Origin of the sequence: Allobosea caraganae (assembly GCF_003351345.1) — a bacterium.
GTDB classification, from domain to species: domain Bacteria; phylum Pseudomonadota; class Alphaproteobacteria; order Rhizobiales; family Beijerinckiaceae; genus Allobosea; species Allobosea caraganae.
This window is the reverse complement of record NZ_QQTO01000037.1, coordinates 1-21,449: the sequence shown is the minus strand read 5'-3', so window position 1 is coordinate 21,449 and position 21,449 is coordinate 1. Positions and strand designations below refer to the sequence as shown.

General features: G+C 66.7%; 17 protein-coding genes and 1 tRNA gene. 8 read left to right on the top strand and 10 right to left on the bottom strand.

What is annotated here, in order from left to right; genetic code table 11:
- Position 1: 1 nt before the first annotated feature.
- Positions 2-1,195 (top strand): MFS transporter, encoded by a 1,194-nt coding sequence (locus tag DWF00_RS24680; RefSeq protein WP_114831638.1) that lies wholly within the window; start codon positions 2-4, stop codon positions 1,193-1,195.
- 155 nt (positions 1,196-1,350) lie between these two features.
- On the opposite strand, the gene DWF00_RS24675 is transcribed toward DWF00_RS24680, so the two are convergent.
- On the bottom strand, positions 1,351-1,623 hold the full coding sequence (locus tag DWF00_RS24675; protein ID WP_425453178.1) for a BolA family protein: 273 nt from the start codon (positions 1,621-1,623) through the stop codon (positions 1,351-1,353).
- 92 nt (positions 1,624-1,715) lie between these two features.
- Here DWF00_RS24675 and DWF00_RS24670 point away from each other — a divergent pair, with 92 nt between their 5' ends.
- Complete coding sequence (locus tag DWF00_RS24670) at positions 1,716-2,333, top strand: DnaJ domain-containing protein (RefSeq protein ID WP_114831639.1); 618 nt, start codon at positions 1,716-1,718, stop codon at positions 2,331-2,333.
- A 41-nt stretch (positions 2,334-2,374) separates the two neighbouring features.
- Here the strand turns inward: DWF00_RS24670 and DWF00_RS24665 are convergent, their stop codons facing one another.
- Complete coding sequence (locus DWF00_RS24665) at positions 2,375-4,384, bottom strand: protein meaA (protein ID WP_114831640.1); 2,010 nt, start codon at positions 4,382-4,384, stop codon at positions 2,375-2,377.
- Between the two features lie 316 nt (positions 4,385-4,700).
- On the bottom strand, positions 4,701-5,864 hold the full coding sequence (locus DWF00_RS24660; protein WP_114831641.1) for a mandelate racemase/muconate lactonizing enzyme family protein: 1,164 nt from the start codon (positions 5,862-5,864) through the stop codon (positions 4,701-4,703).
- 168 nt (positions 5,865-6,032) lie between these two features.
- Between DWF00_RS24660 and DWF00_RS24655 the strand changes: the two genes are divergently transcribed.
- Complete coding sequence (locus DWF00_RS24655; RefSeq protein WP_114831642.1) at positions 6,033-7,277, top strand: aminotransferase-like domain-containing protein; 1,245 nt, start codon at positions 6,033-6,035, stop codon at positions 7,275-7,277.
- 34 nt (positions 7,278-7,311) lie between these two features.
- Here the strand turns inward: DWF00_RS24655 and DWF00_RS24650 are convergent, their stop codons facing one another.
- The 6 genes from DWF00_RS24650 to DWF00_RS24625 all read right to left on the bottom strand — a co-directional run bounded on the left by DWF00_RS24650 (position 7,312) and on the right by DWF00_RS24625 (position 11,777).
- Positions 7,312-8,625, bottom strand: a complete 1,314-nt coding sequence (locus tag DWF00_RS24650; RefSeq protein ID WP_114831643.1) for an MFS transporter — start codon at positions 8,623-8,625, stop codon at positions 7,312-7,314.
- 44 nt (positions 8,626-8,669) lie between these two features.
- A complete protein-coding gene (locus DWF00_RS24645; RefSeq protein WP_114831644.1) occupies positions 8,670-9,068 on the bottom strand; it encodes a MarR family winged helix-turn-helix transcriptional regulator in 399 nt (132 codons plus the stop codon).
- Positions 9,069-9,253: 185 nt separating this feature from the next.
- Positions 9,254-9,736 (bottom strand): DUF1178 family protein, encoded by a 483-nt coding sequence (locus DWF00_RS24640; protein WP_114831645.1) that lies wholly within the window; start codon positions 9,734-9,736, stop codon positions 9,254-9,256.
- Between the two features lie 60 nt (positions 9,737-9,796).
- Positions 9,797-10,663 carry a carbon-nitrogen hydrolase family protein gene (locus DWF00_RS24635; RefSeq protein WP_114831646.1) on the bottom strand — a complete coding sequence of 289 codons (867 nt, stop codon included), beginning with the start codon at positions 10,661-10,663 and terminating at the stop codon, positions 9,797-9,799.
- 11 nt (positions 10,664-10,674) lie between these two features.
- On the bottom strand, positions 10,675-10,932 hold the full coding sequence (gene grxC / locus DWF00_RS24630) for a glutaredoxin 3 (RefSeq protein ID WP_114831647.1): 258 nt from the start codon (positions 10,930-10,932) through the stop codon (positions 10,675-10,677).
- Positions 10,933-10,976: 44 nt separating this feature from the next.
- Positions 10,977-11,777, bottom strand: coding sequence for a ComF family protein (locus tag DWF00_RS24625; RefSeq protein ID WP_114831648.1), 801 nt, complete (start codon positions 11,775-11,777; stop codon positions 10,977-10,979).
- Between the two features lie 196 nt (positions 11,778-11,973).
- Here DWF00_RS24625 and DWF00_RS24620 point away from each other — a divergent pair, with 196 nt between their 5' ends.
- Together DWF00_RS24620 and DWF00_RS24615 are read left to right on the top strand one after the other, a co-directional pair.
- Positions 11,974-13,083, top strand: a complete 1,110-nt coding sequence (locus DWF00_RS24620; protein WP_114831649.1) for an alkene reductase — start codon at positions 11,974-11,976, stop codon at positions 13,081-13,083.
- Positions 13,084-13,394: 311 nt separating this feature from the next.
- A tRNA-Glu gene (locus DWF00_RS24615) sits at positions 13,395-13,469 on the top strand.
- Between the two features lie 555 nt (positions 13,470-14,024).
- Here DWF00_RS24615 and DWF00_RS24610 read toward each other — a convergent pair.
- A complete protein-coding gene (locus DWF00_RS24610) occupies positions 14,025-14,357 on the bottom strand; it encodes a hypothetical protein (protein ID WP_114831650.1) in 333 nt (110 codons plus the stop codon).
- Between the two features lie 684 nt (positions 14,358-15,041).
- Between DWF00_RS24610 and DWF00_RS30065 the strand changes: the two genes are divergently transcribed.
- The 3 genes from DWF00_RS30065 to DWF00_RS24590 form a co-directional block, all read left to right on the top strand.
- A complete protein-coding gene (locus tag DWF00_RS30065) occupies positions 15,042-15,476 on the top strand; it encodes a helix-turn-helix domain-containing protein (protein ID WP_342769130.1) in 435 nt (144 codons plus the stop codon).
- A gap of 41 nt (positions 15,477-15,517) precedes the next feature.
- The gene (locus DWF00_RS24595; RefSeq protein ID WP_114831652.1) at positions 15,518-15,808 is read left to right on the top strand and encodes a BrnA antitoxin family protein; all 291 of its coding nucleotides are present in this window, start codon (positions 15,518-15,520) and stop codon (positions 15,806-15,808) included.
- Between the two features lie 509 nt (positions 15,809-16,317).
- Positions 16,318-21,449: ExeM/NucH family extracellular endonuclease (locus DWF00_RS24590; RefSeq protein WP_147283796.1), on the top strand; the 5,132-nt coding region annotated here is incomplete at its 3' end.

Here is a 21,449-nt window from a genome sequence, read left to right as displayed (position 1 = left end):
TGTGATCGTCTTTCTGGCGCTGCTGCCGGCCTATATCCTGTCGATCTTCTACCGGTCGTTCCTGAGCGTCATCGCCAATCCGGTGATGGCGGATCTCGGCATCGGTCCGCGCGAGTTCGGCTTCCTGGGCGCGGCCTGGTTCGTCGCTTTTGCGCTGGCGCAGTTCCCGGTGGGCTGGGCGCTGGACCGGCTCGGCCCGCGCCGGACGGTGGCGGCGCTGATGGCGCTCGGCTCGGTCGGCGCCTTCCTGTTCGCCTATGCGACGAGCGCGCTCACCGGCACCTTTGCCATGGCCTTGATCGGCCTTGGCTGCGCGCCGATCTTCATGTCCTCGCTGTTCCTGTTCGCCCGCAACGAGGTGCCGGCGCGTTTCGGGCTGCTGACCTCGGTCTTCATCGGGCTGGGTTCGCTCGGGAACCTGGCTGGCGCGGCGCCACTCGCCATCGCCGCCGCCCATCTCGGCTGGCGCGGCGCGATGTTGGCGATGGCCTGCTGCTTCCTGGCCGCGACGCTGCTGGCGGCGGCGCTGGTGCGCGATCCGCCGCGGAGCACCAAGGCTGGCGGCAAGGAAGAGGGCCTGCTGCAGGGGCTGCGCAGCATCCTGGCGCTTCGCCCGCTCTGGCTGCTCGCGCCGATCACGCTGACCGGCTATGCCATCGTCGCGACCGCGCGCGGCCTGTGGATCGCGCCGTTCATGACCGACGTGCACGGCTTCGACGCGATCACCAGCGGCCATGTCGCGACGGTGATGGCGGTCGCCATGGTCGTCGGCGCCTTCGCCTATGGCTGGCTGGAGAAGTCGGTCGGCCGCGGCAAGCCGCTGGCGCTGTGGGGCTCGGTGATCACCGGGCTCGCCTTCGCCGCGCTTGCGCTGCTCGGCGAGCAGGCGGCGCTGGCGATCGCGCTGTTCGCGCTGATCGGCGCGGCCGGCTTCACCTATGCGATCCTGATGGCGCATGCGCGCCAGTTCTTCCCCGACCACCTGATCGGGCGCGGCATGACGACGGTGAACTTCGTGTTCATCGCTGGCGCGGCGGCGATCCAGTCCGGCTCCGGCTGGTTCATCGCGGGGCAGCGGGAGGCTGGCTTCGACGCGGCCTCGACCTTCGCCAACCTGCACTGGGCCTTCGCGGCGCTGCTCTTGGTGCCGGCGGCGATCTACGCCCTCACGCCGGAGCGGGTCGTCAAAGCCTGAGAGCGCGGGACATTGCTCGGATCCTCAGCCCTCATCCTGAGGAGCGCCGGAGGCGCGTCTCGAAGGATGATCCAGCTCGCGGTGACAGCACCCCCTGGAGCATCCTTCGAGACGCCGCTTTCGCGGCTCCTCAGGATGAGGGCTCATTGGGATGATCAGGCCTCGCCCGGTGCCTTGGCGGCAATCGCCAGTGCGTGGACCCGCTCAGTCAGCTCCTGGGCCAGGATGGTGTTGACCATGCGGTGACGCTCGACCCGGCTCTTGCCAGCGAAGGCGTCCGATACGATATCAACGCGGAAGTGAGTCTCGCCGCCTTCGCGCCAGCCGCCATGGCCCTGATGCTGGTGAGATTCATCGATTACGGCCAGCCGCTGTGGCGCCAGGGCCTCTTCCAACTTCTTCGTGATTCTTTCAGCCATTGTGGTCATGATCGCGACACGGTCCTGATCGTCACTCGTCGGCTCGGCAATTCCGCAGCGGACTTGCCGGCTCGGCTTCCGCGTCTCATAACCAATCGATCATGAACTTCAACTCGCGCCTTTTCGATCGCATCAGGATCGGCCCTTCCGAAGCGGAAGAGGTCGTGCAGAGCGATGCCTCGCGCTGCGACCATCCGGGCTGTGCCCGGGCGGGAGAGTTTCGCGCGCCCAAGGGCCGGGGGCGGGAAGGGCAGTTCTTCCAGTTCTGCCTCGAGCACGTGAAGGCCTATAACGCGACCTACAACTACTTTTCCGGCATGAACGACGAGGCGCTCGCCGCCTATCAGAAGCAGGAGGAGATCGGCCATCGGCCGACCTGGAAGCTCGGCGTCAACTCCAAGGCGGCGCGGATGGCCCAGCGCGGGCGCGTCGCTGGGGGCCAGGCCGGGCCGGACGTGCAGGACGGCTTCAACATCTTCGGCGCACGCACGGAGCAGCAGGCGGCAAAGCCGGAGCCACGCCACAACGTGCTGGCCCGCAAGGCGCTGGATACGCTCGGGCTCGACGAGAACGCCGATTCCGTCGCGATCAAGGCGCGCTACAAGGAACTGGTGAAGCGCTTCCATCCCGACGCCAATGGCGGCGATCGCTCGCGCGAGGGTACGCTGCAGGAGATCCTGAAGGCGTATCAGCAGCTGAAGAGTTCCGGACTGGTGTAGCCTTCTCCTTCTGCCCTCGGGGGAGAAGGAAGGACGCGCGCTCAGCCCTTCCCCTTCGCCGCCAATCCCGCGACATCCGCAATAATCCCATCCAGCGCGAAATCCTTCGGCGTGTAGACCGCCGCCACGCCCATGTTCCTGAGCGCGTTCTCGTCGTCGGGCGGGATGATGCCGCCGACCACGACGGGAATGGTCATGCCGGCGACGCGCAGGCGGGCGGTGACGTCGCGCACCAGCGGCAGATGCGAGCCCGACAGGATGGAGAGGCCGATGATGTCGGCTTCAGTCTCCTGCGCCTGCGTGACGATCTCCTCCGGCGTCTGGCGGATGCCGCCATAGTTCACCGCCATGCCGGCATCGCGGGCGCGCACGGCGATCTGCTCGGCGCCGTTCGAATGCCCGTCCAGGCCGGGCTTGCCGACGAGGAAGCGCGGCGGCCGGCCGAGCTTTTGGGTGGCGCGGGCAACCGCCGCCTTGACCGTGGCGAGGCCGGGGTCGTCGCCGGCCTTGCCGGTGTCGACGCCGGTCGGCGCGCGGTACTCGCCAAAGATCTCGCGCAGGGCCTGTGCCCATTCGCCGGTGGTCACGCCGGCCTTGGCGCAGGCGATCGAGGCCGGCATGACGTTTCGTGTTTCCTTCGCCGCGGACGCCAGCTCCGCCAACGCGCTTTCCGCCGCCTTCGTGTCGCGCTGCGAGCGCCAGGCCTTGAGCCGGCCGACCGCCTCGAGCTCGACGGAATCGGGCACGGTGACGACATTGCCTTCGCCGGCCGAGAGCGGGGAGGGTTCGCTGGTCGTGAACTTGTTGACGCCGATGACGACTTGCTCGCCGCGCTCGATCGCCTCGATGCGGCGGGCGCCGTTCTCGACCAGCGCCTGCTTCATGTAGCCGCTTTCGACGGCGGCGAGCGCGCCGCCCATGGCATCGATCTTCGCCAGTTCCTCCAGCGCCGCGGTCTTCAGCTCCTCGACCTTGGCGTCGATCGCTGAGGAGCCGTCGAAGATGTCGCCGAATTCGAGCAGGTCGGTCTCGTAGGCCAGAACCTGCTGCATGCGCAGCGACCATTGCTGGTCGAAGGGGCGGGGCAGGCCGAGCGCCTCGTTCCAGGCCGGGAGCTGGACGGCCCGGGCGCGGGCCTTCTTCGACAGCGTCACTGCCAGCATCTCGATCAGGATGCGGTAGACGTTGTTCTCGGGCTGCGGCTCGGTCAGGCCGAGCGAGTTGACCTGCACGCCATAGCGGAAGCGGCGCATCGCCTCGTCCTGGATGCCGTAGCGCGTCAGCGTGATCTCGTCCCAGAGATCGACGAAAGCTCGCATCTTGCAGAGCTCGGTGATGAAGCGCATGCCCGCGTTGACGAAGAACGAGATGCGCCCGACGATTCCGGGAAATTCGGCCTCGCTGACCTCGGGCTGGGCGCGGATCGAGTCGAGCAGCGCGATCGCGGTCGCCAGCGCGTAGGAGAGCTCCTGCACCGGCGAGGCGCCGGCCTCCTGCAAATGGTAGGAGCAGACGTTGGTCGGGTTCCATTTCGGCAATTCGCGGGCCGTGAACACGACGATGTCGGTGGTGAGCTGCATCGAGGGACGCGGCGGGAAGACGTAGGTGCCGCGCGAGAGGTATTCCTTGACGAGGTCGTTCTGGGTGGTGCCCTGCAGCGCCAGGCGCGGGGCGCCCTGCTCGTCGGCGACGGCGATGTAGAGCGAGAGCAGCCAGGCCGCCGTCGCGTTGATCGTCATCGAGGTGTTCATCTGCGCCAGCGGGATCTGGTCGAACAGCGCGCGCATGTCGCCGAGATGGCTCACGGGCACGCCAACCTTGCCGACCTCGCCGCGCGCCAGCACATGGTCGGGGTCGTAGCCGGTCTGGGTCGGCAGGTCGAAGGCGACGGAGAGGCCGGTCTGCCCCTTGGCGAGGTTGTTGCGGTAGAGCTTGTTCGATTCCGACGCGTCGGAATGGCCGGCATAGGTCCGGAAGATCCAAGGCTTGTCGCGCGGCAAAGGCTTGTCGCGCTGGACTTTGCTTCCGCCGCTAGGATCGATCGCGTTCATGGCCGCTCCCCTGCCGTGCCATCTTCGAGCTCGTGCAATCTTATTGTTGCACTGCAGCGAAGATAACGCCAGCGGGAGAGTGGTGCCCTCTCAGACGATGGAATGAGCTGATTTGATCTGTCCGGAGCCGAAAAGGGCGCGGGGAACCCCTCTCCTGTAAGGAGAGGGGCAGGGGTGCGGTGCTGGCCGTTGGACGCTGCTGCCGGTAGCTAACCGCACCTCTCGATGCGTTTTACTGGTGTTCTGGCCTACACCTCACCCTGCCCTCTCCTTACAGGAGAGGGTTCCCCGCGCTTCATCCGGTAGGGGAGAGCGCCTACTCCGCCAGTTCCCGCATCACCTTGATCAGGTCGCTCTTGCCCTCGAAGCCGATGCCCGGCAGGTCGGGCATGGTGATGAAGCTGTTCTCGACGCGCACCGTGTCGGGGAAGCCGCCATAAGGCTGGAACAGGTCGGGATAGCTCTCGTTGCCGCCCAGGCCGAGGCCGGCCGCGATGTTGAGCGACATCTGGTGGCCGCCATGGGGAACGCAGCGGTTCCAGGCCCAGCCGGCGACCTTCAGCGCGGCCAGCGTGCGCTGGTACTCGCACAGGCCGTAGGAGAGGGCACAGTCGAACTGGAGCCAGTCGCGGTCAGGCCGCATGCCGCCATGGCGCAGCAGGTTGCGGGCGTCCTGGTGGCTGAACAGGTTCTCGCCTGTGGCCATCGGCCCCGGATAGAACTCGGCGAGCGCGGCCTGGAGGGCGTAGTCGAGCGGGTCGCCCGCCTCCTCGTACCAGAACAGCGGGTACTCGCGCAGCGCCTTGGCATAGGCGATGGCGGTCTCCAGGTCGAAGCGGCCGTTGGCGTCGACGGCGAGCTGGGCGTCCCCGCCGATCTCGCTGAGCACCGCCTCGATGCGGCGGCGATCCTCGGCGAGCGAGGCGCCGCCGATCTTCATCTTCACGACGCTGTAGCCGCGGTCGAGATAGCTGCGCATCTCGGCGCGCAGCGCGTCGTCGTCCTTGCCGGGATAGTAGTAGCCGCCGGCGGCGTAGACGAAGACGCGCGGGTTGGCCTGAAGGCCGTGGCGCTCGGCGAGCAGGCGGAAGAGCGGCTTGCCGGCGATCTTCGCCGTCGCGTCCCAGATCGCCATGTCGAGCGTGCCGACGGCGACCGAGCGCTCGCCATGGCCGCCCGGCTTCTCGTTGGTCATCATCGCCGCCCAGGCGCGGTCGGGGTCGAGATTGTCACCGGCGTCGTTGATGAGGCTCTTGGGATCGGCTTCGAGCAGGCGGGCGGCGAAGCGCTCGCGGATCAGGCCGCCCTGGCCGTAGCGGCCATTGGAGTTGAAGCCGTAGCCGACGACGCGCCGGCCATCCCTGATCACGTCGGTGACCACGGCGACGAGGCTCGTCGTCATCTTCGAGAAATCGATATAGGCGTTGCGGATCGGCGAGGCGATCGGCTGGGTGATCTCGCGGACGTCGACGATGCGCATGCAGGGGTCCTCTCAGGTTGGCGTGCTTATGCCCTGAGTAAAGTTGTATGACAACTGGGCGAACGGTATCTGCTGGCCCCGTATGCGCTCAGGTCGGCTCGGGCGTTCGCCCGATCCGCAGCCGCCCGGACCAGCGGATGCTATGGTCGCGCGACTCGGGGAGGTGAGATGGCGATATCCGGCGGACAGAAGCCTGCGCAGCGCCCGGCGCGCGCGCAATGGCTCGATTCGGGCAACAGCATCACGCAGCAGTTCATGGCGATCGGCGGGCGGGCCGATATCGTCAGCCTTGCTGGCGGGCTGCCGGCGGCCGAGCTCTATCCGGTCGAGGCCATCGCCAGGGCGAGCGAGCGAGCGCTGGCGCGCTGGGGCAGCGTCGCGCTCGAATATGGCTCGGTGGAGGGACTGCCGGCGCTGCGGGCCGCTATCGCCGAACGCATCTCCGCCAGCGCGGGCCGGCGCTTCGGCCCCGAGAACGTGCTGCTGACCACCGGCGCGATGCAAGGGCTCGACCTGCTCGGCAAGGCGCTGATCGATCCGGGCGACCTCATCGTCAACCAGTTCCCGACCTATCTCGGCGCGCTCGACGCTTGGCGGCCGCGCCAGCCGCGCTACGAGAGGCTCGACTGGTCCGGCGAGGGGCCGGGCTTTGAGGCAGGCCTGCGCCAGGCCAAGTTCGTCTATGCCGTGCCGAACTACTCGAACCCGACCGGCGTGCTGGTCTCGCAGGCCCGGCGTGCGGCGCTGCTCGACAAGGTTCTGGAAGCCGGGACCTGGCTGGTCGAGGACGATCCTTATCTGCCGCTCCAGCTCGATGGCGCGGCTGGGCCGAGCATCCTCGCCCTGCATGGCGAGCGCCATCCGACGGGGGCCTATGACGGGCCGGTGATCTATCTCGGCACGCTGTCGAAGAGCCTGGTGCCGGGCCTGCGCGTCGGCTGGGTCGTGGCCGAGGCCGGCATGATCGCGACCTTGGCGCTGGCCAAGCAATCGACCGACATCAGCAGCAGCATGTTCACGCAGGCGGTGGCGCTGGAACTGATCGAGAGCGGTTTCGAGGCGGAGCACATCCCGCGCATCGTCGCGGCCTATCGCGAGCGGCGCGATGCACTGTGCGCGGCCGCCGCGCAGCACCTGTCGGAATGGTTCAGCTGGGAGGTGCCGCCGGGCGGCATGTTCGTCTGGATGCGGGCGAAATCAGCGGAGATCGACACCAACGCGCTTTATGCCTGTGCGCTGGAGGAGAAGGTCGCCTTCGTGCCGAGCAGCGTGTTCGATCCCGATGGCAGGCTGACCGATGCGATGCGGGTCAACTTCACTCGCTCCTCGCCGGAGGTGATCACTGAGGGCGTGCGCCGGCTGGAGCGGGCGGTGCAGCGCTACTTGGCCTCAAAGGCGGGACGCGCCGCTTGAGCGCTCCGGCGCCAGAGGCGCCGGAGCGTCGCGTTCATGCCGCCTTGGCGACCGGCAGGCTGACCTTGCCGCGCAGCGTCACGGCGAAGGCTGCGGCGAAGAGGCAAAGCGCGCCGGCGATGAAGAAGGCCGGCAGGTAGCTCTGGTAGGCGGTGCGGCTGAAGCCGGCGCCATAGGCGGCGAAGGCGGCACCCAACTGGTGTCCGGCGAAGATCCAGCCGAAGACCAGATTGGTCTTCTCGCCGAAGCGGTCGGCGGCGATCTTGACGGTCGGCGGCACGGTCGCGACCCAGTCGAGCCCGTAGAACACCGCGAAAAGCCCGAGGCCGTAGAACGAGAAATCGGTGAAGGGCAGGTAGAGCAGCGAGAGCCCGCGCAGGCCGTAGTACCAGAACAGCAGCCAGCGGCTGTCATAGCGATCCGAGAGCCAGCCGGAGCCGACCGTGCCGGCGAAGTCGAAGATGCCGATCACGGCCAGCACGCTGGCCGCCGTCACCGCCGCCATGCCGTAATCGCCGCAGAGCGAGATGAAATGGGTCTGGACCAGGCCGTTGGTGCTGGCGCCGCAGATGAAGAACGTACCGAACAGCACCCAGAAGGTGCGCGAGGTCGAGACCTCGCGCAGCGCCACGATCGGCGAGGCGAGCATCGTCAGCAGGCTGGTCGGAACCGCCGGGGCCGGCACGAGCTTGGTGTCGCCATAGGGCGCGAGCCCGACATCGGCCGGCCGGTCGCGCATCAGCAGCAGGACGCCGATCGCGGCGACGAGGATCATCCCCAGCACGAAGAGCATGGCGTAGCGCCAGCCGACGCGCTCGGTCAGCTCCGCCAGCAGCGGCAGGAAGACGAGCTGCCCGGTCGCGGTGCTGGCCGTCAGCAGCCCGACCACGAGGCCGCGCCGATGCGTGAACCAGCGCGTCGCCACGGTGGCGCCGAGCACCATCGCAGTCATGCCGGTGCCGAGGCCGAGGACGACGCCCCAAAGCAGCATCAGGTGCCAGAGCTGCGTCATCGCGAAGGAGCCGAGGATGCTCAGGGCGATGAAGGTCAGGGCGACGCCGGCGACGGGCCGGACGCCGAAGCGATTCATGAAGGCGGCGGCGAATGGCCCCATCAGGCCGAACAGCGCCAGCCGGATCGCCAATGCCGAGGAGATCTCGGAGGTGGCCCAGCCGAATTCCTTCTGCAACGGGCCGATCAGCACGCCGGGCGCCCCGACCGCGCCGGCCGTCACCAGCATCGTCATGAAGGTCACGGCGGCGACGACCCAGCCATAATGGATGCCGCGCCGCGCGAGCGGGGCGGCGAGGCCGGTTGGAACCGGTGGTGCGAGCGTATCGGTCGGCATGCGGAACTCCTATTGCGGGTATATGCCCGCATTTATGTGAAAGATCAAAGCGAATCGAGCATGGAGCGCAGATTCCGCATGGTTTCGACGCCCAGCCGCTCATCGAGCGTCTGCTGCGCGGCATCCCAGAGCGGGGCGCCGTCAGCCAGGACCTGCCGGCCGGCATCGGAGAGCGTCACCACCGCCTCGCGCTGGTCTTCGCCGCGGCCGAGCTCGACCAGGCCCATCTTCTCGATGACGCGGACATTGCGTCCGATGGTCGAGCGATCGAGATCGGTGAGGCGGCCAAGTTCGGTCAGCGTCAACGGGGCGGCGCGCGCGATCGTCCGCATCAGGCTGAATTGGGCGATGTTGACGCCGACCGGCGCTATCGCCTCGTCATAGAACGAAGCCATGCGGCGCGAGGCCGAGCGCAGGGTCGTGCAGATGCAGGGCGTGGACATGGATGCGGGTATATGCCCGCATTGTGGGATTTGCAAGAGGATGAAGTGCGCTGTTTTCAAGCTCTGTCCGTCATGCTCGCCCTTGTGGCGAGCACCCACGTCTTGAACGGCGCCCACGATAGGCGAAGACGTGGATGGTCGGCACAAGGCCGACCATGACGGAGGAGGGGAGAGGACGTTTCGGCTTAGTTCCGCCCGCCCGGCAGCCGCGGCAAGGGCATGAAGTCGACGCCCTCCTCATGCAGCAGCTTGGTGTCCTCGGCCGTCGCCTCGCCGTAGATGGCGCGGCTGTCGGCTTCGCCGTGATGGATCTTCAGCGCCTCTTCGGCGAAGCGCGGGCCGACATGCTCGGCGTTCTCGGTGACGTGCTTGTGCAGCGCGACCAGCATCTCGCGGAAGGCGACTTCCTTCTCGCCCATCAGCGCCATCGGCGTGGCGGCAGGGGCGGTGGCTGGCGCCGGCGCCGGTTCGGAGGCAGGCTCCGCCGCGCGCGGCCCAAGGTCGGTGCGGGCGACGTTCGGCGCCATGATGGCGCGCTCGACCCTGGCGCTATCGCAGATCGGGCAGGAGACGAAGCCGCGCGCGGCCTGCTCCTCGAAGCTGGATGAGGTGGCGAACCAGCTTTCGAATTCGTGGCCGGAGTCGCAGACGAGGGCGTAGCGGATCATGTCACATCAATCGGGCAGGGCAATCCCGCCAGATAATCCTGCATCTGGCCTGCGCAAGGCTTACTCGGCCGCATCGAGCCGCGGCTTTTCGGCACGATAGGCGGTGACCGCGACCGGGCGGGCGTGCTGCATGGTCGGAATGCGCTGGCGCGCGTCGGCGACGAGCGCAAGCTCGATCTCGGCCATGATCACGCCGGGCTCGGCCTCGGCCTCCGCCAGCACGCGGCCCCAGGGGTCGACGATGATCGAGTGGCCATAGGTCTCGCGGCCGTCCTCATGCGTGCCGGCCTGCGCGGCCGAGATCATGAAGGCGCCGTTCTCGATGGCTCGCGCCCGCTGCAGCACCTGCCAATGCGCCTCGCCGGTCTGGCGGGTGAAGCAGGCCGGAGCCGTCAGCATGAAGGCGCCGGCCTCGGCCTCGGCGCGGTAGAGATAGGGGAAGCGGATGTCGTAGCAGATCGACATGCCGACCAGGCCCCAGGGCGTCTCGACCACGCCCGCGCTCTCGCCGCCGGTATAGGTCGCGGATTCCCGCCATTTCTCGCCATTGGGCAGATCGACGTCGAAGAGGTGGACCTTGTCGTAGCGCGCGGCGATCTGCCCTTCGGGATCGATCATGTAGCCGCGATTGGCGACCTTTTCGCCGACCTTGACCGAGAGCGAGCCGATATGCAGCCAGATCTTCGCGTCGCGCGCCGCCTCGCGCAGGCCGGCCAGCACGATGTGCCTGTCCTCGACATCGACGACGGCGCGCAGGCGGGTGGTGCTGCGCTCGACCAGATTGGTCATCTCAGGCGTCTGCACGAAGAGCGCGCCGGCCGCGGCTGCCTCGCGGATCATCCGGATGGCGTCGTCGCGGTTCTGCGCCTGATCCTGCGTCGAGCGCATCTGGATGCAGGCCGCCTTGAAGCTGGTCGTCGCGCTCATCGCATTCTCCCTCAGGCTGCCAGCAGCTTGTCGAGCTCGCCGCGCGCATCGAGCGCATGCAGGTCGTCGGAGCCGCCGACATGGGTCGCGCCGACGAAGATCTGCGGCACCGAGGTGCGACCGCCGGCACGCTCGGTCATGGTCTTGCGCAGATCGGGCTTGCCGTCGACGTCGATCTCCTCGAACGCGACGCCCTTCTTCTTGAGCAGCGACTTGGCGGCGGAGCAATAGGGGCACCAACTGGTGGTGTAGAGCGTGACCTGAGGCATGGCGGGCTCGGCATCGTTACGTTGCGATGCAATGTAGTGTGCCGTCATGCTTCCGTCACCACCCGGGCGAAAGTGAGCATGTCGACTTGGCGAGCGCCGGCCCGCAGCAGGGCGCGAGCGGCGGCGTTGGCGGTCGCGCCAGTGGTCAGCACGTCGTCGACGAGCAGGACGCGCCGCCCCTCGATCGCTGGCTTCATCGCCGGCAGCACCTTGAAGGCGCCCTGCAGGTTGTCGGCGCGCTGCGGCCGGGTCAGGCCGACCTGCTGCTTCGTGCGCTTGACGCGGGTGAGGGCTGTGGGCGCGAGCGCGACGCCGCTGCGCTCCGACAGCACCTTGGCCAGCGCCGCCGCCTGGTTGAAGCGCCGGGTCCAGAGCCGGGTGCGATGCAAGGGCACGGGCACGATCAGGCCGGCCTCGGCGAGCAATTCATGCCCGGCCTGCGTCATCATCCGGCCGAGCGTCAGGGCAAGCTCGGTGCGGTCGCCATATTTCAGCTTGTGAACCAGCTCGCGCGCCGTGCCGTCGAAGCGGCAGACGGCGCGGGCCCGCTGGAACACCGGCGGATCGGCGATCGCGGCCGGCGAGACCAGTCCGGCGCCGAGATCGACTTCGAAGGGCGTGCCGAGCCGCTCGCAATAGGGCCGCTCGATGAAGCCGATGCCGCTCCAGCACCTGGCGCACAGCGCCTGCGCCTCGGCGGTCGCACCCTGGCAGGCGATGCAGCTGGGCGGATAGACCAGGCCGACCGCCTGGCGCAGGCCGGCGCCCGCGACAAAGCGCAGCGCGCCGAGCCAGTGGCGCGGCGTGGGGATGGCTTTTCCGCTTCCGGGGTCGGAATTGGTCATTTCATCTCGATTGGGCGGCAGGTTCGGCAAGCCCGTCGCTTTCACGGGCAGTTGATATTTGCGACCCTGTCATTCCGCAGCGCAACACATATCTCGTCGAGCGTCAGGAGCATGGCGGGAGCAGGTTTCGCGTGCTTTCATGCTCCTGTTTCATTTTCCTCCGGCATCTGCCGCGAGTCTTACGAGGACCATCCCGATGAGCCATTCCGAGGATCAAGCCGCCCTGCTGTTCGAGCCCTTCCAGCTCGGCGACATCGCGCTCAAGAACCGCATCGTCATGGCGCCGCTGACGCGCAACCGCGCCACGCGCGGCCTCGACGCGCCCAACGCGCTCAATGTCGAGTATTATCGTCAGCGCGCCGGCGCCGGGCTGATCGTGACCGAGGGCACGCAGATCTCGCAGCAGGGCCAGGGCTATGTCTGGACGCCGGGCATCTACAGCAAGGAGCAGATCGCCGGCTGGAAGGCCGTGACCGACGCCGTGCATGCCGAAGGAGGCAAGATCATCGCGCAGATCTGGCATGTCGGCCGCGTCAGCCATGTCTCGCTGCAGCCGGGCAACCAGGCGCCGGTCGCGCCGTCGTCGATCCCCGCCAAGACCAAGACCTATATCGAGAGCGGCTTCGCCGAGGTGTCTGAGCCGCGCGAACTCGGGCTCGACGAAATCCCCGGCATCATCGCCGACTATGTCAAGGCGGCCGAGAACGCCAAGGCCGCCGGCTTCGACGGCATCGAGCTGCACGGCGCCCATGGCTACCTGCTCGACCAGTTCCTGCGCGACGGCTCCAACACCCGCAGCGACAGCTATGGCGGGCCGATCGAGAACCGCGTCCGGCTGGTGCTGGAAGTGGTCGACGCCGTCTCGAAAGTGTTCGGCAAGGGCCGGGTCGGCATCCGCATCTCGCCGGTGAGCCCGGCCAACGACGCGCGCGACAGCAACCCGCAGGCGCTGTTCCTCCACCTCGTCGAGAAGCTGAGCGAGGCCGGCACCGCCTTCATCCACGTCGTCGAGGGCGCGACCCGCGATGCGCGCGACTATCTCGAATTCGACTACGCGCCGCTGCGCAAGGCCTTCAAGGGCGCCTATATCGCCAATAACAGCCTGACCCGCGAGCTCGCGATCGAGGCGCTGGCCGAGAAGCGCGCCGACCTCGTCGCCTTCGGCCGCCTCTTCATCGCCAATCCCGACCTGGTCGAGCGCCTGCGCCTGAACGCGCCGCTGAATACGCCTGATGTCGCGACCTTCTACGGCGGCGACGCCAAGGGCTACATCGACTATCCGGCGCTTGCGGAAAAGGCGGCCTGAGCGGGCACATCATCCGGCTGGCAGGCAGGAATTCGGAGGGGGATCGGCCCGGGCTGGTCCCCTTCTTTCTGCCGCGCCGCGATTTTCGCTATGCGCGTGTTGCGATTTTCGACACAAAACAGTTGCGGCGGCGCGGAAGCCCGACTAAACAGCGCCTCTGCCGCGCTGCTCCCTTCGTCTAGCGGTCTAGGACGTCGCCCTCTCACGGCTAAGTCCTTTTCCGCTAACGTATTGAAAAGCAAAGCAAATTTGGTCTGTATTCTCAAAATTGGCTATTATTCATTGGCTTTTTATGAGGACGCGGAACAGATGCTCCATTCGTCTATCGGTTAGGACGCTGGCCTCTCACGCCGGAAAGAGCGGTTCGATTCCGCTATGGAGCGCCATTAAAATCAAGGGTTTAGCCTTGATTTTGTCGCGGCGCCACACAGCCGCGCCACTCAAGCACGTATCAATCCGCCTGAGAGCGGCGCTCTTTGGAGCGGCGTTAGGCGTATTTTGAGTGGCTGTCAGACTGCAGAACAAACTGCCGCCCAGCGCGACGCTGAATTCGATAGCTTGATTGGCGGCACAATGGCCGACTTGAGCCATCGCACAGGCATGTCTCCGTCTGACGCTTACCCAGCGGGGGCCGGGCGCACGTTCGCGGTGCTGGGGTCGACAACGTCGATTGTCATGCCTGGCAGCCACGGCGCGCCGACAGTCGGCCGCAGCTTCCAATGCCGTATGTTGGTCGACACGGAAGCGGTCGACCAGCGCGGCGCAGCGGATAGCTGGTGCGTCACGCGGATTACCAGGAGTGGACCTTGCTGATTATCCCATCCGGAATCTGTTACGGAGACATTCGGCATGAGGGCACTGATCCTGGCACTTCCCATGATTGTAGCGGCATCATCTGATTTGCATCGCAGCTCAGCCGGGACCTTTGGTCTCTCACGCGGTCAGTCCATTTTCGAAACTGTCACGTCACATTTGTTGCCGTCGGTATCGATCAGAAACCTTCCCTTATCGGTGCGAATCGTAGTGCCCTGACCTGTCGCGGAGGTCGATACAAACGCGTCGATCAGATGTCCGTTATCAGGGTTCGAGAGTGAGAAGGGAACGATATTGTATTGCACCTTGGCGACATCGCACTTCCATTCGATCTGCCATGACTTGACGTCCGCCTTGATCCCGAATGGGGGGCTTTTGCTCGCCGCCTTGTAACTTATGATTGTTTCCGCCGCCGTCGCGTGTGTCGCCGTTAGGGCGATGATCACCGCGATGACAACCATTCGCCGCCTGCCAGGCACGGTTGCTCCTTCGCTGTCTTGTCGACGCGCAATCCCTGTCGGCGCCAGGCAAGAGCCTACAGCGCCTCTCATCGATTGAAAACGTGAGCGAGACTAACGGCATCGCTGGCGAGGCGTACGAAGTCGGCCGGCGCGCCGCTCGAAAAGATCGGCCTGGAGACCATCCCGTGTGCCGTGGTGGAGGATGATGACCTTCGCGCCGAACTGCCGATGATCGACGAAAATCTCTGCCGGGTCGAGCTGTCGCCGGCTGAGCGGGCGGCGCAGACGGGGTATCCCACGAGCTTCGCCGGCGGGCGACCGCACTCATCGGTGCGTGGCGGTCCAGACATAGATTCCGAAGCCGATGGCGAGCGCCATCACAGCCGAGATGATTTGAAGGATGAGAAGGTCGCTCATCGCCTTGGTCCTCCCAAGCGCCTCGCCCCAAGCCCCTCTTTCTCCCGTTAGAGCATCGGACCGAAAAGTGGAATCCGGTTTTCGGAACAATCCGATGCAATAACAAAAGCCTAGATCGCCACTTTGCGTCCGATAGGACGCACGGCGATCTAGTGAGCGCGCAATCGCGACCGAAGGCAATGGGAGCTCCTCATGGTGGTGAAAGCCCCATTCGCATCATTTCATGTTCGGGTTGATTTTAACCGAATTTGGTGATAAATCTGCCAAATGAAGCCAGTTCAATGCCGTATGGCCCGCGCCGCCCTCGCCTGGAGCACCACGCAACTCGCTGAAAAGGCGGATGTGGGCGCCAATACGGTCAACCGTTTCGAGGCGGGCCAGGACGCGCGCATGAGCAGCGTCGACAAGATGCGTGCCGCTCTCGAGGCAGCCGGCGTCATCTTCGTCGCGGAGAATGGCGAAGGCCCCGGTGTGAGGCTCAGGAAGGGCATGGTGGCGCCCACGGCGGCTGCGCCTGCTTCGACCGAGCAAGTGCAAGCCAGCGCCGATCACGCGCGCCGCAAGGCCGTCAAGGCGGCAGACCGGGCGTTGGTCGGCGTGGACGCCAGCGGCGAGGAGAAAGCGGCCCGCCGGGACGCGCTCACCGATGAGCCGGCGCTGTTCGCGAAAGCGCGTGGGAAGGGTAAGGCGAAGCTGCCATGATCAGCCTCGCATCATGAGCAGGAAGAGCAAGGAAGCTGTACGTGACACATGACAGAACCCGCCGGCCAGTGAACGCGCGCGACAAGGCCGAAGCGCTGTTCAAGCCTGCTGCGCCGAAAGCGCCCGTCTCGCTCGACAAGCGGCCTGTGATCCCTGGCGCGCGCGAGGCGGTTTCGCTGCGGATCGATACCGCTGTGCTGGAGCATTTCCAGAGCGGCGGCCCGGGCTGGCAGGATCGCATCAACGATGCGCTGCGGCAGGCTGCCGGCCTCGCCGAAACCGGCGATGGTGGCCTGGAGCCGGGCGAACTGAATTCATCGAACGACGGCTGACACGTTATCGTCGGGCGGGCCTGATTGCGGCGCCTCTCGGCGGCGCTCCTCTGCCTGCCGGGCCAAGAGCGATATCGAGATGAGGGCGAACCCTCGCCGGCCCAGCGTCGCAGAGCGCGGGACCGGGGCCGACCAGTGCTGCCCGATCATCCGGCGGGCGGCTATACTGGGGTGTTGGCGGCGCATCTGCGTCTACTCTATTGAATTTGCCAATATTGCGGAATTTCCTACATAATTACATCCAGTCCCCATCAATTATGATGGTCTATATGGCGGATTTGCCGCCATATAACTGGTTATTTATAATTTAAACCATATAGCCAGATAATATTTCGCTGATCTGCAGGCGCTTGCCCTTCATTGATCTGTCATCTGCGCTTTCTATTGATTCACTTACGAATGGTTAACACTCTGCCTGGCGCAGCGTGAACGCGTGGCATGACCAGCTGCCGCGCCGGTCTCGTCGTTTGCCTGGCATTTCCAATGACCTAGAAAAGGGAGATTCAGCCATGGCGCTCGGTGCAGGTTCGATTGCGTTTGTCGGGTTCAACGGGGATGGAAATGACGGCTTCGCCTTCGTCGCGGTTGATGCGATTCCGGCGGGCACCGTCCTCCGCTTCAGCGACAATGAGTGGAACGGCCTGCCGGTCGGCGCGGGCGGCGCCTTCAACACCGGCGAGGGCAGCCTGACCTGGACGAATACGGGCGCCGAGATCCCGGCGGGCACGGTCGTCGAGATTCACGACCTGATCAATGCCGGCCTGCGCGGCGTCAATCTCGGCACGATCAACAACAGCACCTCCGACCTCAACGTCTCCGGCGAATCGATCTTCGCCTTCATCGGTACGTCCGAGACGGCGCCGACCACGTTTCTCGCGGCCGTGACCAGCAACAATGGCGGCTTCAACGGCGCGACCACGAGCGGCCTGCTCGACGGCACCGGCCTCGTCGCCGGCCAGACCGCGCTGGTGCTGCCCCGCACCGACGCAGCCGATGTCGCCGCCTTCGATCCGGCGCTCGGGGGCTCCACCTTCGCGACGCGCGACGCGGCGCTCTTGGCCTTCAACAGCACCGGCAACTGGCTCGCCCAGAGCGGCACCGGCAATCAGGACAACGACGGCGTCGGGCCGGACGCGCCCTTCCTCAGCGATGCGCAATCGCCGCTTGCCGGCGTGAGCTTCGCCATCGGCGGCGAGAGCGGAACGCCGAGCCTCGCTTCGCTCGTCGTCGACGATGCCAGCAAAGCCGAGGGCGAAAGCTTTCTCTTCACGGTCACGCTGTCGGCTCCGGCCGAGGCCGATACGGTGGTCGCCCTGTCGGCGGACGGCGCGAACGATCTTTCACTGCCGGCCAGCGTGACCATCGCCGCCGGCCAGACCGCGGCGAGCTTCACGGTCGCGGCGGTCGCGGACGCAGCCGCCGAGCCCGACGAGAACTTCACGATCACAGCCACGCTCGGCTCGGCCTCGCGCAACAGCGCGGTCACGGTCCTGGGCGATGCCCCGGCCCTGACGCTGATCAGCGCGGTCCAGGGCACGGGCGCGGCCAGCACCCGGGTCGGCCAGACCGTCACGGTCGAGGCCATCGTGGTCGGCGACTTCCAGAACGGCGATGCCGATGGCGGGCGCAATCTCGGCGGCTTCTGGCTGCAGGAGGAGCAGATCGACCAGGACGGCAACGTGCTGACCTCGGAGGGCATCTTCGTCTCCTATGCCAGCCTCGGAGCCGACGTGCAGATCGGCGACCGGGTGCGCGTCACCGGCACGGTGGCCGAGAACTTCGGCAATACCGAGCTCAACGCCTCCAGCGTCACGATCGTCGAGGCCGACGCCGTCGCCGACGTCAATACGATGGCGGTCGCAATCGACCTGCCGAGCGTTGGCGTGCAGGGCTCGAACGGCACCTACACCGCCAATCTCGAAGCCTATGAAGGCATGCTGGTCCGCTTCTCCGAGACCTTGACCATCACCGAGCAGTTCAACCTCGACCAGTTCGGCGAGATCCGCCTGACGCAAGGGGGGCGGCCGGAATCCTACACGGTCGACCACGAGGCCAGCGTCTCCGGCTTCGACGCGCATATCCGCGACATCGCCTCGCGCTCGGTCATCTTCGACGATGGCCGTAGCACCTCGAACCCCAATCTCGACAACACCGTCGTCGACGGCGACTACAACTCCGCCACCGCCCCGCGCATGGGCGACACGATCACCGGCCTGACCGGCGTGCTCGACTTCGACTTCGACCAGTTCCGCGTGCATGCGGTCGAGAACGGCCCGGGCGTCAACGACGTCGTCGCGCAAAACCCGCGCCCGGCGAGCCCGCCGGATGTCGGCGGCACCCTGAAGCTCGCCAGCTTCAACGTGCTCAACTACTTCACCACCCTCGATAACGGCCAGAACACCGCGATCGGGCTCGAGCCGCGCGGCGCCGAGACGCTGGCCGAGTTCGAGCGCCAGACCGACAAGCTGGTCAACACCATCCTCGAGCTCAACGCCGACGTGCTCGGCCTGCTCGAGATCGAGAACAACTTCGCGGAAGGCGCTTCCGGCAACGCGATCCAGTATCTCGTCGACCAGCTCAACGCGGTCTCCGGCTCGTTCACCTACGATTGGGTGCGGCCGGGCACGCCCTTCCTCGGCGGCGACGCGATCGCGGTCGGCTTCATCTATGACGTGACCTCGGTCCGGGTCTCCTTCGACAGCGAGGTCGCCGTGCTCGACGACAGCGACCTCTCCGCCGAGTTCCTGGCGCAGAGCACGATCGGCCATGTCTTCAACGGCGAGAATACCAGCCGCGCGGCACTCGCCGTGACCTTCGAGGAAATCGCGAGCGGCGGCGAATTCACCGCGGTCGTGAACCACTTCAAGTCGAAGAGCGGCTCGGGCACCGGCGAGGACGCCGACATCAAGGACGGCAATGGCGGCTGGAACCACCAGCGCGAGCTCGCCGCCGAGGCGCTGGCCGACTGGCTGGAGAGCAACCCGACCGGCCATGCCGATCCCGACAAGATCATCCTCGGCGACCTCAACGCCTATGACAAGGAAGACGCGATCGACGTCCTGACGGAGGCCGGCTACACCGACCAGGGCGCGGGCGGCTACAGCTATGTCTTCGACGGCCAGACCGGCTCGCTCGACCATATCCTGACCAATGGCAGCGCCTCGGCCCAGGTCACCGGTGTCGCCGACTGGCACGTCAACGCCGACGAGGCCGACGCGCTCGACTACCAGCTCAACTTCAACGGCGACCTTGCGACCAACGAGCGCGATCCCTCGATCTTCGCCGAGGACATCATCGCCCGCGTCTCCGACCATGACCCGATCGTGATCGGCCTCGACCTCACGGAGGACGCCGAGCCCGCGCCGGCCTTCACGCTCCAGCTCCTGCATCTCTCGGACGGAGAGGCCGGCCTGCTCGCGGGCTCGACCGCCAAGAACCTCGCGGCGCTGGTCGACGCCTTCGACGACGACTTCGCCAACACGCTGATCCTGTCGGGCGGCGACAACTTCCTGCCCGGCCCGTTCATCGCCGCCGGCACCGACCCGTCGGTGCGCGAGGCGATCAACGCGGCTAGCGGCTCGACCATCGCCGCCGGCGTCAACCAGCCGGTCGCCGCCGCCGACATCGCCATCATGAACGCGCTCGGCGTCGAGGCCTCCACGATCGGCAACCACGATTTCGACCTCGGCTCGAAAGTGCTGCGCGATGCGATCACGCCCGGCTCGGTCGCCGGCTGGTCCGGCGCCAACTTCGCCTATCTCTCCAGCAACCTCGACTTCTCGGCCGATGCCGACATGAACCCGCGCTACGTCGCCTCGGGCACCGAGGACCTTGCCACGCTCAAGGGCCGCGTCGCGCCGTCGGCGATCGTCACCAAGGGCGGCGAGAAGATCGGCCTCGTCGGCGCGACGACGCAGCTGCTCGAGCGTATCTCCTCGCCGACCGGAACCGAGGTGAAGGGCTTCCCCGGCGACGGCAACGAGGTCGACGACATGGACCTGCTCGCCCAGCAGCTCCAGCCGGTCATCGACGCGCTGATCGCCCAGGGCGTCAACAAGATCATCCTGCAGTCGCACCTGCAGCAGATCGAGAACGAGCAGCTGCTCGCGACCAAGCTCCGCGGCGTCGACATCATCCTGGCCGGCGGCTCCAACACCCGCCTCGGCGACGGCGACGACGATGCGGCCCCGTTCCCGGGCCATGACGGCTCCTTCGAGGGCGAGTACCCGCTCGTCACGGCCGGCGCCGACGGCAAGACGACCCTGATCGTCAACACCGACGGCGAATACACCTATCTCGGCCGCCTCAAGGTCGATTTCGACGCCAATGGCGAGATCATCGTCGATCATCTCACTGACGACGTCGCGATCAACGGCGCCTATGCCTCGACCGACGAGAATGTCGCCGAGGCCTGGGGCACGACCGTCGACAACCTTGACGAAACAGCCTTCGCCGAAGGCACCAAGGGCGACAAGGTCGAGGATCTCACCGACGCCGTGCAGAACGTCATCGACGTCAAGGACGGCACGGTCTTCGGCTTCACCGACGTCTATCTCGAAGGCGAGCGCGCGATCATCCGCAACGAGGAGACCAATCTCGGCAGCCTCTCGGCCGACGCCAATGCCGAAGCCCTGCGCGACGCGCTCGGCGCGGCCAGCCCGGCCTTCGTCGTCTCGATGAAGAATGGCGGCGGCCTGCGCGCCCCGATCGGCACGGTCTCTGATCCCGACCCGGTCACCGGCGAGGTCGACAAGCTGCCGCCGCCGGCCAATCCGGACGTCGACAAGCCGGAGGGCGGCGTCTCGCAGCTCGACATCGAGAACTCGCTGCGCTTCGACAACAAGCTGATGGCCTTCGACACCACGGCCGCGGGGCTGAAGGCGATCCTGGAGCACGGCGTCGCCCTGCTCGGCAACCAGGGCCGCTTCCCGCAGATCGGCGGCGTCTCGTTCTCCTATGATCCGGACCTGGCGCCGGGCAGCCGCATCTCCGACATCGCGCTCACCGATGCCTTGGGCCGCACCGTCGCGCTCTACGACAATGGCGCGCTGGTTCCCGGCGCGCCGGCGGCGATCACGGTGGTGACGCTGAGCTTCCTCGCCAATGGCGGCGACAGCTATCCGATGAAGGCGAATGGCGCGAACTTCCGCTATCTGCTCTCCGATGGCGGGCTTTCCGGCCCGGTCGACGAGGCGCTCGACTTCACGGCGGCCGCGGTCGTCGCGGCGAACACGCCGGCGGGCTCGACCCTGCTCGGCGAGCAGCAGGCCTTCGCCGAGTACATGCAGGAATATCACGGTACGCAGGAGACGGCTTACGACGTCGCCGATACCACGGCCGCGCTCGACGAACGCATCCAGAACCTGAACCTCCGCGACGACACGGTGCTGGATGATGCCGGGCTGATCATCGGCACTGATGGCGACGACGTCCTCACCGGCACGGCAGGCGCGGACGAGATCCTGCTCGGCCTTGGTGACGACGCGGCCTCCGCCGGCGCCGGCGACGACATCGTCGACGGCGGCGAAGGCGACGACACGCTCCATGGCGAGGACGGCGACGACCTGCTCAAGGGCGGTGCGGGCGACGATGCGCTCCTGGGCGGCGCCGGCAACGACACCCTCCTCGGCGGCGCCGGCGA